Raw genomic sequence first — 18,409 nt, 5'->3', positions numbered from 1 at the left:
GCGGTTCAGACCGCCACGCGGACGCGGTTGCGGCCTTCGTGCTTGGCGGTGTAGAGGGCCTGGTCGGCGCGGCGCAGCCAGTCGTCCACGGTCTCGTGGCGACCGAGCTGGGCCACGCCGACGCTGACCGTCAGCGTGCGTGGCCGACCGTCGATCAGCAGCGCGGTGCCGGCCAGCGTGCCGCGGAAGCGCTCGGTTACCGACACCGCCTCGCGCAGCTGGGTGTCGGGCAGCAGCAGCGCGAACTCCTCGCCGCCAATGCGGGCCAGCACGTCATACGGGCGCACCAGCGAGCGCAGGTGGCTGGCCAGGTGCACCAGTGCCTGGTCGCCGATGTCGTGGCCGTGGTGGTCATTGATGCGCTTGAAGTGGTCCACATCGACGATCGCCACCGACAGCTGGCGCCCCTCGCGCCGCGCCCGCTCGCTCTCGTGGGTGAGTGCCTGCAGGAAAAGCCGCCGGTTGGCCAGGCCGGTCAGGCCGTCGGTGCCGGCCAGGGTCTGCAGGCGCGCCTCGTTCTCGGCCACCGCGGCCTCGGTCAGCAGCGTCATGGCCACGGCGATCAGCACGCAGGACATCAGCATCGACAGCATCAGGCCCTCGTGCCAGGCGGCGGGCAGCAGCGCCATGTCCGGGTGGGCGGGCCAGCCGAAGCGGGCGATCAGCGCATAGGCCCCCAGGTTGGCTGCCACCAGCAGCGCCATCCCCCAGCGCTCCTCGGCCGACAGGATGGTGGGCACCAGGATCGCGAACAGCAGGTAATAGGCGTGGATGTGGGTGCTCGATCCCTGGCCGCCGCCCATGCCCAACAGCACGTCCACCATCGCCAGCAGCAGCACGAACCAGCGCGCCCATGACAGCTGGCGCCGGGCATTGAGCCACCAGGTCAGCGGCGCCAGCGCGGCCGCGGGCAGCTGCCACAGGCCGGAGGAGATCAGCGCCGCATTGCCCGACCACCAGAACGCCAGGTTGTAGACCACGATGGCCAGCACGGTCAGCAACGCCCCGGCGTTGACCTGCAGCATCTTGCGCCGGGTGGTGGCGCTGTCGTCGGGCCGCACGCCGGCCAGCAGCACGCGCCAGAGCAGCGATGGGCGCGGCGCTGCTGTGGCGGCCATGTCCGGGTTCGAGACGGCGGGACCTGCTGATGGCATGGTGACTCCAGCATACGTCGCACACCCGCTTGCGTGCCATCAAGACCGAACCGCAAGCTCGTGCGAAGCTTGCTGGATGTCACGCTGGAGTCTCGATACCCACACGTTCGTCCGCCGCGCGGTCGCCTGGGGACTGACCGCGGCGCCCCGCGACAACCCCGCCGCGGTCCGCACCGAGCGCCGCTGGCGCTGGCCGGTGCTGCTGGCGCTGGTGCTGACCATCCCGGCTTTCTACGCCGAGCTGCTGCACCAGCACCCGACGCACTGGGCCGACGCCGCTTACCTGCTGGCCGCCGTGGTGGTGAGCGCCCACCTCTGGCAGGTGGCGCGCCGTTGCCGGCATGCCCCCACCCACCTGCGCGCCAACCCGAGCGACCTGCTGCTGGTGGCGGGCCTGCTGGCAGCGGCGTTGGCCCCCAGCAGCCTGCAGTCCACCGCCGCGCTGGTGCTGCGCATGGCGGTGGCCGGTCTGACGCTGCTGCGCATGGTGTGGACGGTCCAGCACCTCATCACCCGCGGCGGCCTGGCCTACATGCTGGTGAGCGCCCTGGGCCTGCTGCTGGCCTGCGGATTCGGCTACTGGTGGCTGGAGCCCACCACGCCCACGCTGGCCGACGGCCTGTGGCTGGCCTTCACCACCGCCGCCACCGTGGGCTATGGCGACATCGTGCCCACCACGCCGGCGGCGCGCATCTTCTCGGTCTTCGTGGTCATGCTGGGCTTTGGCATGCTGTCGCTGATCACCGCGGCCATCGCCACCGCCTGGGTCGAGACCGAGGAGCGGCGCCTGGAGCGCGAATTCCTGCGCGAGGTGCGCCAGGAGATGACGGCCATGCGCCAGGAGCTGCAGGCGCTGCGCGACGACTTGGCGCGCACCCGCCCGGGTGATCCACCCGGCTGAGTGCCGGCAGCGCTCAGAGCGCCAGGCGGTGCGACTGGATGTTCAGCAGGCCGTCGAAGATCAGGGACTCCAGCAGCTCGTGCGGCATGTCCAGGTAGGGCGCCACCTTCCAGCCGGCGCCGCCGGTGATCAGCACCAGCGGCTCCTCACCCTGGCTGCGTTCGCGCAGGTGGCGGCGCATGCGCTCGATCGCGCCGGTGATGGCGTAGGTGCCACCGCTGGTCAGCGCGTCGGAGGTGTTGGCCGGGAAGGGCATGACCTCGCCGGTGGGCACGCGCAAGCCGGCGGTGCCACTTTCCAGCGCGCGCAGCATGATGCCGTGGCCGGGCAGGATCAGGCCGCCCAGGAAATGGCCATCGCGGTCGATCGCGTCCACGGTCACCGCGGTGCCGATCATCACCACCAGCGCCGGTCGCGCCGGGCCGCGCGCCAGCACATGGCCGCGCGCGCCGATCATCGCCACCCAGCGGTCGGCGCCCAGCCGGGCGGGGTGGTCATAGCCGTTGACCACGCCAGCCTCGCGCGGCGAGGACACCACCCAGCGCGGCGTCAGGTCCCACAGCTCCAGCTGCTCTTCCACCCGCCGGCGCACCGCCTCGGTGGCCACCACGCAGCCCAGCATCGAGCGCGGCGCGGCCATGTCGCGCCATTCCTTCTCGGCCAGCTCGTCGATGGTCTCCAGGAAAACCGCGCCATGGGCCAGCACCGCCGCGCCCGGCTGGGGCGACGCGTACTGCGCCCACTTCAGGCGGGTGTTGCCGATGTCGATGGCCAGGAAGCTCATGGGGCGCAGGGTACCAGCGGCTCCGCATCGCAGGATTGACTACGGGTAAACCCCGGCAGCGCCGGCCACCCGACTGTCAGCCACGGCCAAAGCGACCATGGCATCATCGACAGATTGACGTTGACGTAAACGTCAACCAACGCGACGAGCCTGCCATGACCGACCTCTCCGCTGAATTCCAAGCCCTGGCCCAGTACCGCCCCACGCACAAGGTGCGCTTCGTCACCGCCGCCAGCCTGTTCGACGGCCACGACGCCGCCATCAACATCATGCGGCGCATCCTGCAGAACATGGGCGCCGAGGTGATCCACCTGGGCCACAACCGCTCGGTCGACGAGGTGGTCACCGCGGCGCTGCAGGAGGACGTGCAGGGCATCGCGGTCAGCAGCTACCAGGGCGGCCACAACGAGTACTTCACCTACATGGTCGAGCTGCTGCGGGCCCGCGGCGGCGAGCACATCCAGGTCTTCGGCGGCGGCGGCGGCGTCATCGTCCCGGAGGAGATCCGCCAGCTGTCGGCGCACGGCGTGCGCATCTTCAGCCCGGAAGACGGCCAGCGCATGGGCCTGCAGGGCATGATTGGCGAGATGGTGATGCGCTGCGACAAGAGCCTGTCGCCGCACGCGCCCACCACGCTGGCCGCGATCCAGGGCCAGACCGAGCCGGCCTGGCGGGCGCTGGCGCAGCTGATCACTGCGCTCGACAACGGCGACGCCGATGCGGCCATGCTGGCCGCCGTGCGCGAGGCCGCCGCGGCCTCCACCGCACCGGTGGTGGGCATCACCGGCACCGGCGGAGCCGGCAAGAGCAGCCTGACCGACGAGCTGATCCGCCGCTTCCGCCTGGACCAGGACGACCGCCTGCGCATCGCCGTCATCAGCATCGACCCGTCGCGCCGCAAGAGCGGTGGCGCGCTGCTGGGCGACCGCATCCGCATGAACGCGACGGGGCCGTGGCAACAGGGTCCGCGGGTCTTCATGCGCTCGCTGGCCACGCGTGACACCGGCAGCGAGGTCAGCGCCGCGCTGCCCGACACCATTGCCGCCTGCCGGGCCGCAGGCTTCGACCTGGTGATTGTCGAGACCTCGGGCATCGGCCAGGGCGACGCCGCCATCGTGCCGCTGGTCGATGTGCCGATGTATGTGATGACGCCCGAGTTCGGCGCCGCCAGCCAGCTCGAGAAGATCGACATGCTGGACTTTGCCGAGCTGGTGGCGATCAACAAGTTCGACCGCAAGGGCGCCGCCGACGCGCTGCGCGACGTGGCCAAGCAGGTGCAGCGCAACCGCGAGGCCTTCACCGTGTCGCCCGAGCAGATGCCGGTCTTCGGCACGCAGGCCGCGCGCTTCAACGACGACGGCGTCACCGCGCTGTACCAGGCGCTGAAAGAGCGGCTGCAGGCCAAGGGCCTGGCGCTGGCCGAGGGCCGGCTGCCCCGCGTGGCCACCCGCCACAGCACCCACCAGACCCCGATCGTGCCGCCGGCCCGCGTGCGCTATCTGGCCGAGATCTCCGACACCGTGCGTGGCTACAAGACCCGCGCCCGCGCCCAGGCCCGCTTGGCGCGCGAGGTGCAGCAGCTGCAGTGCTCGGCCGACATGCTGGACGCCACCGGCGCCGACCGCGCCGCCGGCCCGGCCGCGCTGCGCGCGCTGGCCGACGAGCGCCTGCAGCGCCTGGGCGCCGACGCCCGCCAGTTGCTGGCCCAGTGGCCCGACATGGTCAAGGCCTACGCCGGCAGCGAGTACGTGGTGAAGATCCGTGACAAGGAAATCCGCACCGCGCTGACCCACACCACGCTCAGCGGCAACACCATCCGCAAGGTGGCCCTGCCCCAGTACGAAGACCACGGCGAGATCCTCAAGTGGCTGATGCTGGACAACGTGCCCGGCAGCTACCCCTACACCGCCGGCACCTTCGCCTTCAAGCGCGAGGGCGAGGACCCGACCCGCATGTTCGCCGGCGAAGGCGACGCCTTCCGCACCAACCGCCGCTTCAAGCTGGTCTCCGAGGGCATGCCGGCCAAGCGCCTGTCCACCGCCTTCGACTCGGTCACGCTCTACGGCAACGACCCCGATGCCCGGCCCGACATCTACGGCAAGGTGGGCAACTCGGGCGTCAGCATCGCCACGCTGGACGACATGAAGGTGCTGTACTCGGGCTTCGACCTGTGCAGCCCCAGCACCTCGGTGAGCATGACGATCAACGGCCCGGCGCCGTCGATCCTGGCGATGTTCATGAACACCGCCATCGACCAGCAGCTTGACAAGTTCCGCAGCGACAACGGCCGCGAGCCCACCCCCACCGAAGCCGCCAAGATCCGCGAATGGGTGCTGGCCAATGTGCGCGGCACGGTGCAGGCCGACATCCTGAAGGAAGACCAGGGCCAGAACACCTGCATCTTCTCCACCGAGTTCAGCCTGAAGGTCATGGGCGACATCGCCGAGTACTTCGTGCACCACGACGTGCGCAATTTCTACTCGGTCAGCATCAGCGGCTACCACATCGCCGAAGCGGGGGCCAACCCGATCAGCCAGCTGGCCTTCACGCTCAGCAATGGCTTCACCTTTGTCGAGGCCTACCTGGCCCGCGGCATGCACATCGACGACTTCGCGCCCAACCTGAGCTTCTTCTTCAGCAACGGCATGGACCCCGAGTACACCGTGCTGGGCCGCGTGGCGCGGCGCATCTGGGCGGTGGCGATGAAGGAGAAGTACGGCGCCAACGAGCGCAGCCAGAAGCTGAAGTACCACATCCAGACCTCAGGCCGCAGCCTGCACGCGCAGGAGATCCAGTTCAACGACATCCGCACCACGCTGCAGGCGCTGATCGCGATCTACGACAACTGCAACTCGCTGCACACCAACGCGTTTGACGAGGCGATCACCACGCCCACCGAGGACAGCGTGCGCCGCGCGATGGCGATCCAGCTGATCATCAACCGCGAGTGGGGCCTGGCCAAGAACGAGAACCCCAACCAGGGCGCCTTCATCATCGACGAGCTCACCGAACTGGTCGAGGAGGCGGTGCTGGCCGAGTTCGAGAAGATCGCCGAGCGCGGCGGCGTGCTGGGCGCGATGGAGACCGGCTACCAGCGCAGCAAGATCCAGGAAGAGAGCATGCACTACGAGATGCTCAAGCACACCGGCGAGTACCCGATCATTGGCGTCAACACCTTCCGCAACCCCAAGGGCGACCCGGTGCCCGAGCACATCGAGCTGGCGCGTTCCACCGAAGAGGAAAAGCAAAGCCAGCTGCAGCGCCTGGCCGATTTCCACGCCCGCCATGCCGACGAGGCCCCGGTGCAGCTGGCCCGCCTGAAGCAGGCGGTGATCGAGAACGGCAACGTCTTCAACGTGCTGATGGACGCGGTGCGCTGCTGCTCGCTGGGCCAGATCACCAGCGCCCTCTTCGAGGTGGGCGGCCAGTACCGGCGCAGCATGTGAGGCGCTGCGATCTCAAGGCAACTGTCAGTTGCAGGTGCGCTGGCAACCCGAAATGCAGCTCTGTGCCATTCGATAATCTCGGCTCCACGAATTGGCGCAGTTGGCTTCACATGAGCGAACATTGGAAAAACACTGCGCCCGATTCGACGCATTTTGGTCGGCTTGTCGCTGCGCTTCGGCAGCGCGATAGGCAGCAGACTGTGCACGCTCAGATCGATCCATGGCATTCAACTGATCAGAGGCCCTGACGGCATATTCGCTCGACGGAAACTTATCGACAATCAATTCATACAACTCTATCGTACCGAAACTTCGCCCGTTAATTTCGATGGACTTCCCACGCTGTGATTGACCGGCAAGCAAGTACAACTGCTGCGGGCCTTTTCTCGCCGCCGCAGCAAACGCAGAGCGCTCTGCTTCTTCAGCCTCTCGCCGTTCCGCTTCCTTCTGAAGTCTCTCTTTGCGCTCTACCGCTTCCCGCTCAAGCGCCGCCGCCCGCGCTAAAGCCTGTCGTATGTTCGCCAAGTTTTGTGGAAACGCAAATTTGGCTTCATCCATTGACATCGAGGTAGCACGCACCAACCGACCCTGCACGTCATATAGGCGACCACCATCACCCACATAGCCGCTGCCGAAATCTATGCCCCAATTGGGGCCGCGGCCACCTTGAAACGCCGAAGATGACCAGAAGTAGCGTGAATCGGTTTCCGGGAACGCAAGAAGGTCAACGCTGGGAGAGCTCGAACCATCTGCGCATCGCTCTGGAACCAGCAGACCTCCATCCCCTATATCCTGCGCCTTTATTGACCACCCCTTATCGCACTCTCGAATAGACGCCAACTGCCGAATACTTGGCACCTGCCAGTCGGCCTGCCCGCCAAAACCTCCATTTGCATTTAGTTGCTTCACCGCGGACTGCAGGTCCACATAGATGTAGCCAACAGCATTGCCCACACAAGTCTTTGTATTCCAGCGCTGACCCATACTGCAACGCATCCACACCAACCGGGTAGCTTGATCCCACACCATACTGCCATCCTTGCTTGCAAAGAACGGCCCGGCCTGTGCAGCCCAACCGGTCAATACCAAAGCCATGGCGGCCAGCACCTTCAGCATCTTCATCGCGTCCTCCCTGTGTTCAACGCTTACCTTTATCTGACCTACGGAGACCAACGCCATCGCAGTCAGCTCTCGCTCCAATTATTGCTTGGCCGCCCATTCACACCGCCTCCGCAGTAACACGCGCCCCACCCAGCAAGCACCTGCGCCACAATCCACCCCATGCCCAGCCCCGACCAACTGAAGGCCCTGATCCAGTCGCACCTGCGACGGGACGATGGTCAGTTCCTGTCGGTGGCAATGCAAGTCGCCGCGCACGAAGCCAAGGCCGGCCGAGGCAAGCTGGCGCTGGAACTGCGTGAGCTGATCGACGCCGCCAAGGCCCGGCTGGAGCCCACTGGCGCGGGCAAGCTGGTGCCCATCGCCGCCGGTCTGCACAGCGCGGCGCGCAAGGGCGAACTGGACAGCCTGCTCAGCGTCAGTCACCCCGCCGCGCGGCTGGCCGACATGGTGCTGGACGACGGGGCCAGCCAGCAACTGGCCCGCGTGGTGAAGGAGCAGCTGCAACACACCCGCCTGCAGGCCCACGGCCTGCAGCCGCGCCGCAAGCTGCTGCTGGTGGGCCCGCCGGGCACCGGCAAGACAATGACGGCCGCCGCGCTGGCTGGCGAGCTGGGCGTGCCGCTGATGCGGGTGCGGCTGGACGCGTTGATCACCAAGTTCATGGGCGAAACGGCTGCCAAGCTGCGCCTGGTGTTCGACGCCATGGCCGATGTGCGCGGCGTGTACTTCTTTGACGAGTTCGACGCCATCGGCTCGCAGCGCGCGCTGGGGCAGGACGTGGGCGAGATCCGCCGCGTGCTGAACAGCTTCCTGCAGATGATCGAGCAGGACACCTCGCACAGCCTGATCCTGGCCGCCACCAATCATGTGGAAGTGCTGGACCAGGCGCTATTCCGCCGTTTTGACGATGTGGTGAGCTACCAGCTCCCCTCCCCTACCCAGGCCGTGGCGCTGCTACGCAGCCGCCTGGGCACCTTCTGCCCCAAACCCTGGCGCACCAGCGCCTGGGTGCGGCCGGTGGAAGGTCTGAGCCATGCCGAGATCTGCCGGGCAGTTGATGAGGCGATCAAGCACGCCATCATGAACGACCAGGCGCAGGTGCTGGGCGTTGACCTGTTGGCTGCGCTGCAAGAGCGGCGCGCCATCGGGGCACGCCTGGGCCCGCGCCCGCCAACGCCTGAGCATGCCGGACCCCAACGCTGATCGACGCCCCCACCTCCTGCTGACCGGCACTGGCCAGCCCCAGGCTTTCAAGGCCAAGGGCATGCCGGTCAAAACGGCGCCCATCCCCACACAAGACCGTGCTCGACATGGGCAGGCGCTGCAACGCGATCTGGTCGGCGTTCGTCCGCTGGCCCGACAGGCGGCCGAGGCACAACGCGCGCTGGATCTGCAGTCCGGCCTGGGCTTGCAGCTGGAGTTCGTCAGCCAGCCCGACGTGGCCCTGGCCTTTGCGAGCCTGGGCAACGAACGCGGCAAGAACGCGCTGAACCACATCGAAGTGCTCAGCGTGCAGACCGAGGCCGGCGTCACCCGCGCCAACGTGTTCGTGCCCGATGGCAAGCTGGCCCACTTCGAGCAGGTGGTGGCCGACTATCTGGCCGAGCGGCGCGGCGCCAAGGGCCAGCACCTGGACCACCATGCCCTGGTGGACACGATCGCCACCATCCGCGCCAGCAGCCTGCGCGCCTTGTGGACCGATGCGCCCGAGTTGTTCCCTGCGGATCCGGACGAGGCGCTGTGGTGGGAAGTGTGGCTACCCACGCGCGGGCGCCCCGCTGCGGTGGTGGCGGACTTTCGGCGCCTGGCCACGGCGGTCGGCTGCGAGGTGGCCGAAGCCGTGGCACGCTTCCCAGAACGTTCCGTGCTGCTGATGCGCGGCACGGTGCGCCAATTGGGGCGCTCCTCCCTGACGTTGAACTGCGTGGCCGAGTTGCGCCGCGCCAAGGACACTGCGGCGTTCTTTGACGCCATGCCAGTGGACCAGCAGCGCGATTGGGTGGTTGATGCCCTTGAACACTTGAGGGCACCCGCGGCCGAGGATGAAGCTGCGCCCCGCGTGTGCGTGCTGGATTCCGGCGTCACGCACGCACATCCCCTGATCGCCCCGCTGATGGAGTCCGGCGATGCACACACCATCCACCCGGCCTGGGGTGTTGGCGACAACGCGGACCACGGCACTGGCTTGGCCACGCTGGCCAGCTACGGGGACTTGACCGAGGCCTTGGGCTCCACCGATCCGATCGAGGTGCCACACCGTCTGGAGTCGGTGAAGCTGGTGGACCAGGCGGGCGGGAACCCTGGCGACAAGCCGCACCATGCCGCACTCTTTGCCGACGCGGTGTCGCAGCCGGAAGTCGCTGCTCCACAGCGGGCGCGGGTGTTCACCTCCGCCGTGAGCGCGGAGGACGGCCGCGAACAAGGCCGCCCAACAGCCTGGTCGGCCATGGTGGACCGGTTGGCGGCCGATTACGACGGCGATGGTCAGTTCCCGCGTCTGTTCGTGCTGGCCGCGGGCAACACCGAAGACCTGAACGTCATTGCCCGATACCCTGAATCACTGACGACGAGCGGTCTGCGTGATCCTGCGCAAGCATGGAACGCATTGACGGTGGGCGCCTTCACACGCAAGGTGGACATCACCGAGCCCGACGCCAACGGTTTGGCCCCGGTGGCTCCGGAGGGTGGCTTGAGCCCTTACTCCACAACATCCGCCACCTGGGACAGCGTCTGGCCGCTGAAGCCCGATGTCGTGTGCGAGGGAGGCAACGCAGCGCGCGACGACAGAGGCGCCACGGGCGTCAACAGCCTGCATTTGCTCGCCGCCCACCACCGCCCAGTCGATCGGTTGCTGACGCCTTTCAACGCCACCAGTGCCGCGTCTGCCCTGTGTGCAGGCATGGCCGCGCGGCTGATGGCCGACTACCCCGCGTTGCGGCCCGAGACGATTCGGGCGCTGCTGGTGCATTCCGCCGACTGGACGGACGCGATGAAGGCGCAGTTCCTGCCACCGGCCGCCACCAAGCGCGATCACGTGCACCTGATCCGGCACTGCGGCTGGGGCGCACCCGATCTGGAGCGCGCCCGTTGGAGCGCAGGGCACGCACTGACCCTGGTGGTGGAAGATCAGTTGCAGCCCTACCAACGACCACCGGGGCAGAGCGTGGCCACCCGCGATATGCACCTGCATTCGTTGCCCTGGCCCAAGGAGGTGCTGGAGTCACTGCCTCCTGAAGCCCAGCTGGAGCTGCGCATCACGCTGTCCTACTTCATCGAGCCGAACCCATCGGCGCGGGGCACGACCTCGAAGTTCCACTACGCCTCGCACCAACTTCGCTTTGATGTTCGGCGACCACTGGACGCCTCCAGCGAGCAGTTCGTCGCTCGCGTGAATGCCGCAGCACAGCGCGACGACGACGATGACCCCGTGGACAGCCGCGACCCACACTGGGTGTTGGGCGAACGCTATCGGCACCGCGGCTCCTTGCACCAAGACATCTGGCGCGGCAGCGCCGCCGAACTGGCGCAACGCCATCAGATCGCCATCTATCCCTCCAAGGGCTGGTGGCGCACCCGGCCTGCGCTGGAACGCTACAACCTGCCAGCGCGTTACAGCCTGGTGGTCTCGATCCGCTCGCCGCAGGAGGATGTAGATCTCTACACGCCGGTGGCGCAGCAGATCGCCGCCGCCGCGCCTGTGGCCGTGGCTGTGCCACGCGGGTAGGCGATCCAGCTGATCATCAACCGCCGAACGGGCCAGGGCCTGGCCAAGAACGAGAACCCCAACCAGGGCGCCTTCATCATCGACGAGCTGACCGAGCTGGTGGAAGAAGCCGTGCTGGCCGAGTTCGAGAAGATCGCCGAGCGCGGCGGCGTGCTGGGCGCGATGGAGACCGGCTACCAGCGCAGCAAGATCCAGGAAGAGAGCATGCACTACGAGATGCTCAAGCACACCGGCGAGTACCCGATCATCGGCGTCAACACCTTCCGCAACCCGAAGGGCGACCCGGTGCCCGAGCACATCGAGCTGGCGCGTTCCACCGAAGAGGAAAAGCAAAGCCAGCTGCAGCGCCTGGCCGATTTCCACGCCCGCCATGCCGACGAGGCCCCGGTGCAGCTGGCCCGCCTGAAGCAGGCGGTGATCGAGAACGGCAACGTCTTCAACGTGCTGATGGACGCGGTGCGCTGCTGCAGCCTGGGCCAGATCACCAGCGCCCTGTTCGAGGTGGGCGGGCAGTACCGGCGCAGCATGTGATCGCCCCCCAACGGGGATCCCGACAGGCAGTGTTTCGTCCGGGCGACACTCGACGGACACCCACCAGAAACTGCTTGGCAACACCCCGGGCTGCCCTCCGAGAATCAGCGGCTTGAGCCAGGCACCCGGTCGTGGGCCGGACACCTGGATGCCCGTACCGCCCTCGGAGGATCCATGTTCCATCGCACCCCTATGGCGGCCAGCCTGGTCCTGGCCATGGGCAGCGGTCTGCTCGGCAGCGCCGCGCTGGCCCAATCCGCCACCGACACCCAGCGTGTCGAGGTCACCGGCTCGTCGATCAAGCGCCTGGCCTCCGAGACCGCGCTGCCGGTCACGGTGATCAGCCGCGAGCAGATCGAGCAGTCCGGCGCGGTCAACGTGGAGGACGTGCTGCGCCGCGTCGCGGCGATCTCCGGTCTGGTGTCCGACAGCACCCAGGGTGCCGGCTACGCCACCTCCAATGCCAACATGCGCAGCCTGGGCCCGAACAGCACCTTGGTGCTGCTCAACGGCCGCCGCCTGGCGGGCCACCCGTTCGGCTCGATCGGCGGCTCGGTGGCGGTGGACCTGAACAGCATTCCGTTTGCCGCGCTGGAGCGCATCGAGGTGCTGCGCGACGGCGCCTCCGCGATCTACGGCACCGACGCCGTGGCTGGTGTGATCAACTTCATCACCCGCCGCGACTACACCCAGGGCGAGATCGCGCTGCGCTACGGTGACACCGAGGCCGGTGTCGGTGGCCGCGAGACCGGCGTCTCGCTGGCCTTGGGGCTGGGCGACCTGGGCACCGACAAGTTCAACCTGCTGGTCACCGGCAACGTCAAGAAGCAGACCCGCATCAAGGCGGTGGACCAGGGGCTGTACCTGCGCCACGCCACCGAGGTGGCCGGCTCATCGCCGCCCACCTCCTACCGGGGCTTCCCGGGCTCGGTGTTCATCCAGGGTGGCGATGTCCTGATCACCCCAGGCGCCTACACCAACCCCGGCGCGAACATGGCCGCCTGCAATCCGGTGAACAGCATCCCGGACAACCTGGGTCGTGCGCCCAACGGCACCGACGACATGCTGTACTGCCGCGCGATCTACGCGGCGCTGGTCGACAACCTGCCTGACAGCACCAAGTCCGACCTCTTCACCCGCGGCACCTGGGCGCTCGACAGCAGCACCACGCTGTTCGCCGAGGCCTCGTTCGCGCGCAACCACACGATCGGCCGCGTGGCCCCCACGCCGATCAGCGGCGACGCCATGAAGGTGCTGCCCAACGGCAACTACCCGAACGTGCTGATGCCCACCAGCAGCCGCTACTTCCCGCTGGCGCTGCTGACGCGCCTGGGCTTCACCGCGGCCGACTGGGACCCCGATGGCGACGGCTTCGCCGAGATCGCCACCCGCTCGCTGGACATGGGCAACCGGGTCAACGACAACACCAATGAGCAGCTGCGCCTGGTCACCGGCGTCTCGGGCCTGTGGAACCAGTGGGACTACGACGTCGGCCTGAGCGTGGCCCAGGCCCGCGGCACGCTGAACTACAGCGGCTACCTGCTGCAGGACCCCTACCTGGCCGCGCTGCGTACCGGCAACATCAACCCCTTCGGCCCGAACGACGCCACTGGCCAGCAGTTGCTGAAGGACGCCGGCCTGACCGGCGTGGTGCGCAAGTCCAAGAGCACGGTGATTGGCCTGGATGCCAAGATGAGCCGCGAGATCGGCCGCCTGGACGGCGGCGCGATGTCGCTGGCCGTGGGCACCGATGTCCGCCAGGAAAAGGCCGACGACCGGCCCACCAATGCCGACTACTCGGCCGGCGCCCACATCGGCGGTGAGGGCTCGGTGCCGCGCACCTCGGCCAGCCGCAAGGCGTACGCGCTGTTCAGCGAGCTGGCCATGCCCTTCAGCAAGATGGTCGAGCTGACCGCCGCCGCGCGCTACGACAAGTACAGCGACTTCGGCAGCAGCTTCAACCCCGCGCTGAAGCTGCGCATCCAGCCCGACCGCCGCTGGATGGTTCGCGCCAGCGCCGGCACGGGCTTCCGCGCGCCCACGCTGTGGGACGTCAACAGCCCGACGTCCAACACCAACACCGCCGACGTGCAGGTCGATCCGAACTGCCCGGCCGGCCATGCCGGCGATCCGCGCTGCAAGACCCAGTTCAACGTGCGCCTGACCAGCGACCCCACGCTGAAGCCCGAGAGGAGCCGCCAGTTCTCGGTGGGCGTGGTGCTGGAGCCGGTGCGTGACCTCAGCCTGGCGCTGGACTACTGGGCCATCCGCAAGAGCGACCAGATCGGCGTGATCTCGGGCGACCAGCTGATGAGCGACCCGGCGCTGTACGCCAAGTACGCCGCCACCCGCATCACCCGCACCACCGACGGCTTCATCTCGTCGATCGCCACCCCGGTGGAGAACCTCGGCGGCCTGCGCACCTCGGGCGTTGACCTGGATGTGCGCGCCGGCTTCGGGCTGGGCGAGTACGGCAAGCTGGGCGTGAGCTTCGCCGGCACCTACATCAGCGTGTGGGAGCAGCAGAACGGCAAGGGCTCGGCCTACAAGAGCTATGTGGGCGTGTCCACCGGGGGCGTGCAACCCATCCCGCGCTGGCAGCACACGCTGGGCTTCGACTGGAGCCTGGGTGTGTGGGGCGCCACGCTGGAGAACACCTTCGTCAAGGGCTGGACCGAGTCCGCGGCGGTGGTGGATGCCAACCTGGGTGTGGCCCAGCCCTACAACGTCAACGACACCACGCGCTGGAACCTGGCCGTCAGCTACAAGGGCTTCAAGAACACGCGCCTGGGCCTGGGCGTGCGCAACCTGCTGGACGCCGAGCCGCCGTTCGTCGCCTCGTCGAGCTACGGCTCGCACTCGGCGGGCTTTGCCGGCTCCTTCGCCGACCCGCGCGGCCGCTTCTGGTATCTGACCGCCGCTTACCAGTTCAAGTGATCGCCCGCGGGCCCGGCCCGCGCTGACACGTCCCAGGGGCTCTCGCCCGGGAGCCCCTTGTTCTTGGCGGGGCCAATCCCGATCTGAGCCACCCCGCGGACGGTGCAGAATCGGGAGCTTCGTGGCCCGCCCTCTTACCCGGGGGCGGGCGTGTGCCGCAGGCCCGATCCGGACTGCGGCGGCTTGGCCCAGGAACGATCCCGATGCTGAACTCCCCCTTGCGCACCCTGTCGCTGCTGCTGGCCCTGGCCGTGGCCAGCCCGGCGCTCACCGCCGCCTCCCGCTCCGGCCTGGACAGCGCCGCAGCCGATCCGGCCGTGCGCCCCCAGGATGACCTGTTCCGCGCCGCCAACGGCCAGTGGCTGCGGCGCACGCTGATCCCGGCCGACAAGCCCGAGTTCGGCACCTTTGTCGAGTTGGCCGAGTCCTCCGATCGGCAGGTACGCGCGATCATCGAGGAGATGGCCGCACGGCGTGACCAGGCCCAGGGCCTGGAAGCCCAGATCGGCCACACCTACGCCGCCTTCCTGGACACCGCCGCCATCGACCGCGCCGGTCTGGCACCGGTCAAGCCGCTGCTGGCCGAGATCGACGCGATCGACAGCCCGTCCGCACTGGCCGGCTTTCTGGGCCGCCAGGTGGGTGGCTCGGTCAGCCCGATCGGGCTGGGTGTGGAGGCTGATTTCAAGAACCCGCAGATCTACCGCCTGCTGACCTGGCAGGGCGGCCTGGGCCTGCCCGAGCGCGACTACTACCTGAACCAGCGCGACGCCCGCATGGCCCAGGCCCGCGCCGCCTATCTGCGCTACCTGGGCGTGCTGGCGCGTGCCGCGGGCGAGCGCCAGCCGGTCGCCGCGGCGCAGCGTGTCTATGCGCTGGAGCGCCGCCTGGCCGAGCTGCACTGGGAAAGCGCGGAGCTGCGCGACCCCGTCAAGATGTACAACCCGGCCACGCCGGCCGAGCTGTCCACCCAGGCGCCGGGCTTTGACTGGGCGGCCTTCCTGAAGGGGGCGGGCACGCCGGCCCCGGCTTCGGTGATGCTGTCGCAGCCCAGCTTCGTCACCGGCGCCGCCAAGCTGCTGGCCGAGCAGCCGCTGGCCGACTGGAAGCTCTACGCCAAGCTGCACCTGCTGGATGACCTGGCCCCGGCGCTGCCCAAGGCGCTGCGCGACGCCCACTTCGCCTTCCACGGCCAGGCCATCAACGGCACCAAGACCCCGCGCCCGCGCTGGCAGCAGGCGGTGCGCCAGGTCAACACCGCACTGGGCGAAGGCGTGGGCCAGCTCTATGTGGCGCGCCACTTCCCGCCCGAGCACAAGGCCCGGATGCTGACGCTGGTGAACCACCTGCTGGCCGCCTACAAGGAGTCGATCGACGGCCTGTCCTGGATGTCGCCCGAGACCCGCGTGCAAGCCCAGGCCAAGCTGGCCAAGTACGCGGTGAAGATCGGCTACCCCGAGCGCTGGCGCGACTACAGCGGCCTGGAGGTGCGCCCCGGCGATGCGCTGGGCAACCTGCTGCGCGCCTCCCAGTTCGAGTGGGCACGCCAGGCCCGCAAGGTGGACCAACCGGTGGACCGCACCGAGTGGGGCATGACGCCGCAGACCGTCAACGCCTACTACAACCCGATGGCCAACGAGATCGTCTTCCCGGCCGCCATCCTGCGTCCGCCCTTCTTCGACCCCGAGGCCGACGACGCGGTCAACTACGGCGCGATCGGCGCCATCATCGGCCACGAGATCAGCCACGGCTTCGACGACAGCGGCAGCCGGTTCGATGGCGATGGTGCGCTGCGCAACTGGTGGACCGACGCCGACCGCCAGGCCTTCGACGCGCTGGGCCAGCGCCTGGTCAACCAGTTCGGCGGCTACCAGCCGCTGCCGGGCCGCTCACTCGACGGCAAGCTGACGCTGGGCGAGAACATCGCCGACCTCTCCGGCCTGCAGATCGCCTACAAGGCCTACCGCCGCTCGCTGGGCAGCCAGGCGGCGCCGGTGATCGACGGCCGCAGCAGCTCGCAGCGCTTCTTCCTCGGCTGGGCCCAGGCCTGGCGCGAGAAGAGCCGCCCCGAGCGCACGCTGCAGCTGCTGGCCATGGACCCGCACTCGCCGCCCGAATACCGGGCCAACGGCACCGTGGTCAACCATGATGGCTTCCACGACGCCTTTGCCACCCGCTCGGGCGACAAGATGTGGAAGTCGCCCGACGAGCGGATCCGGATCTGGTGATCAGCGGCTGGCCGCCGACGCGGCCGGCAGCAGCGTGACATTGGCCTGACCACCAATGCAGCCCTGCGTCTGGCCAGCCTTGCAGGGGGCCGGCGTGACGCCTGGAATGGCGCGCGGATGGGCGCCCGGGCGCAGCAGCAGCAGGCTCCACAGCGCCACCACCACCGCCACCGTCAGGGCGATGATCTTCAGGCGCTGGCGGCGGTTGGTCGGTCGGAACTTGTCGACTTGCGGGACCGGCTGGGACGGCTGTTCTGGCGGCATGCCCCGATTGTCCGCCATGCCGGGCGGCGATAGCAGCTATCGGCCAGCCATGCCGCCCGCTGCGGGTGGACCCTAGGCCCGCCCCGCGCGGGCCCTGCCCACAATCGGCGCTCCCCTCGCCTGACAGGAGTGCCGTCATGACCCGCCGTCGCCATCTGATCGCCCTGGCCTGCGCCACCGCGCTGGCCGCCCCCCTGAGCGCCCAGGCCCAGGCCGACACCGTGAAGATCGGTGTCATCCTGCCGATGACCGGCCAGAGCGCCTCCACCGGCAAGCAGATCGCCGCCGCGATCGCGCTGTTCCAGGCGCAGAACGGCAAGAAGGCCGGCGGCAAGACGGTCGAGGTGCTGATCAAGGACGACGCCGGCGTGGCCGACAACACCCGGCGCCTGGCGCAGGAGCTGGTGGTCAACGACAAGGTGGTGGCGCTGGCCGGCTTCGGCCTGACGCCGCTGGCGCTGGCCACCGCACCGATCGCCACGCAGAGCAAGACCCCGATGGTGGTGATGGCCGCCGCCACCTCGGCCATCACCGAGGCCTCGCCGTACATCACCCGCACCAGCTTCACGCTGCCGCAGGCCGCGGTGGCGATGGGCGACTGGGCGCCCAAGAACGGCATCAAGAAGGTGGTGACCCTGGTCACCGACTACGGCCCCGGCAACGATGCCGAGCGCTATTTCGCCGACCGCATCCTGCTCAACAGCGGCCAGGTGCTTGAGAAGCTGCGCACCCCGCTGCGCAGCCCCGACTTCGCGCCGGTGCTGCAGAAGGTGCGCGACGCCAAGCCCGACGCGCTGTTCGTCTTCCTGCCCTCGGGCCAGGGGGCGCAGTTCATGAAGCAGTTCGGCGAGCGCGGCCTGGACAAGGCCGGCATCAAGCTGATCGGCACCGGCGACATCACCGACGACGACCAGCTCAATGACATGGGCGACGTGGCGCTGGGCGTGGTCACCACCCAGCACTACTCGGCCGCGCACCCCAGCGCGATGAACAAGAAGTTCGTCGCCGACTTCCAGGCCATGCACAAGTTCCGCCCCAACTTCATGGCGGTCGGCGGCTGGGACGGCATGCGCCTGCTCTACAACGGCCTGAACGCCAGCAAGGGCGCCGGCAACGACGCGCTGATGGCGGCGCTCAAGGGCCAGGTCTTCGAGAGCCCGCGCGGCCAGATCCTGATCGACGCGCAAACGCGCGAGATCGTGCAGGACATCTACACCCGCCGCGTCGAGAAGAAGGACGGCCAGCTCTGGAACATCGAATTCGACGTGCAGAAGTCCGTCAAGGACCCTGGGAAGCAGAAGTAAACCCGCACCCGGGC

At 68.4% G+C, this 18,409-nt stretch carries 11 protein-coding genes and 1 pseudogene; 8 read left to right on the top strand and 4 right to left on the bottom strand.

Features of this window, described 5'->3' with window-relative positions; translation table 11 throughout:
- Positions 1-5: 5 nt before the first annotated feature.
- Positions 6-1,118 carry a GGDEF domain-containing protein gene (locus tag KAK06_RS10110; protein ID WP_210801880.1) on the bottom strand — a complete coding sequence of 371 codons (1,113 nt, stop codon included), beginning with the start codon at positions 1,116-1,118 and terminating at the stop codon, positions 6-8.
- A gap of 112 nt (positions 1,119-1,230) precedes the next feature.
- On the opposite strand from KAK06_RS10110, the gene KAK06_RS24125 reads away from it, so the two are divergent.
- Positions 1,231-2,055: a potassium channel family protein gene (locus KAK06_RS24125; RefSeq protein ID WP_247652768.1), complete on the top strand. Its 825-nt coding sequence runs from the start codon at positions 1,231-1,233 to the stop codon at positions 2,053-2,055.
- Between the two features lie 13 nt (positions 2,056-2,068).
- Here the strand turns inward: KAK06_RS24125 and KAK06_RS10100 are convergent, their stop codons facing one another.
- Positions 2,069-2,839, bottom strand: a complete 771-nt coding sequence (locus KAK06_RS10100) for a type III pantothenate kinase (RefSeq protein ID WP_210801878.1) — start codon at positions 2,837-2,839, stop codon at positions 2,069-2,071.
- Between the two features lie 155 nt (positions 2,840-2,994).
- Here KAK06_RS10100 and icmF point away from each other — a divergent pair, with 155 nt between their 5' ends.
- Positions 2,995-6,285, top strand: coding sequence for a fused isobutyryl-CoA mutase/GTPase IcmF (gene icmF, locus KAK06_RS10095; protein WP_210801876.1), 3,291 nt, complete (start codon positions 2,995-2,997; stop codon positions 6,283-6,285).
- Positions 6,286-6,309: 24 nt separating this feature from the next.
- On the opposite strand, the gene KAK06_RS10090 is transcribed toward icmF, so the two are convergent.
- Positions 6,310-7,407, bottom strand: coding sequence for an Lcl C-terminal domain-containing protein (locus tag KAK06_RS10090; RefSeq protein WP_210801875.1), 1,098 nt, complete (start codon positions 7,405-7,407; stop codon positions 6,310-6,312).
- A 159-nt stretch (positions 7,408-7,566) separates the two neighbouring features.
- Between KAK06_RS10090 and KAK06_RS10085 the strand changes: the two genes are divergently transcribed.
- The 5 genes and pseudogenes from KAK06_RS10085 to KAK06_RS10065 all read left to right on the top strand — a co-directional run bounded on the left by KAK06_RS10085 (position 7,567) and on the right by KAK06_RS10065 (position 16,827).
- Positions 7,567-8,610, top strand: coding sequence for an AAA family ATPase (locus KAK06_RS10085; RefSeq protein ID WP_210801873.1), 1,044 nt, complete (start codon positions 7,567-7,569; stop codon positions 8,608-8,610).
- A complete protein-coding gene (locus KAK06_RS10080) occupies positions 8,591-11,131 on the top strand; it encodes a S8 family peptidase (RefSeq protein ID WP_210801871.1) in 2,541 nt (846 codons plus the stop codon). Before KAK06_RS10085 ends, KAK06_RS10080 begins: the two co-directional genes overlap by 20 nt.
- A pseudogene (locus KAK06_RS10075) lies at positions 11,132-11,662 on the top strand (methylmalonyl-CoA mutase family protein); the annotation flags it as partial. It abuts the gene before it with no gap.
- A gap of 174 nt (positions 11,663-11,836) precedes the next feature.
- Entirely contained in the window at positions 11,837-14,599 is a 2,763-nt protein-coding gene (locus KAK06_RS10070) for a TonB-dependent receptor plug domain-containing protein (protein WP_210801869.1), read from the top strand.
- Positions 14,600-14,802: 203 nt separating this feature from the next.
- Entirely contained in the window at positions 14,803-16,827 is a 2,025-nt protein-coding gene (locus tag KAK06_RS10065) for a M13 family metallopeptidase (protein WP_210801867.1), read from the top strand.
- Here the strand turns inward: KAK06_RS10065 and KAK06_RS10060 are convergent, their stop codons facing one another.
- Entirely contained in the window at positions 16,828-17,091 is a 264-nt protein-coding gene (locus tag KAK06_RS10060; RefSeq protein ID WP_210801865.1) for a hypothetical protein, read from the bottom strand.
- A gap of 137 nt (positions 17,092-17,228) precedes the next feature.
- On the opposite strand from KAK06_RS10060, the gene KAK06_RS10055 reads away from it, so the two are divergent.
- The gene (locus KAK06_RS10055) at positions 17,229-18,395 is read left to right on the top strand and encodes an ABC transporter substrate-binding protein (RefSeq protein WP_210801863.1); all 1,167 of its coding nucleotides are present in this window, start codon (positions 17,229-17,231) and stop codon (positions 18,393-18,395) included.
- Positions 18,396-18,409 lie beyond the last annotated feature (14 nt).

Source organism: Ideonella aquatica, assembly GCF_018069755.1.
Lineage (GTDB): Bacteria > Pseudomonadota > Gammaproteobacteria > Burkholderiales > Burkholderiaceae_C > Ideonella > Ideonella aquatica.
This window is presented reverse-complemented; position numbering and strand designations above follow the sequence as displayed.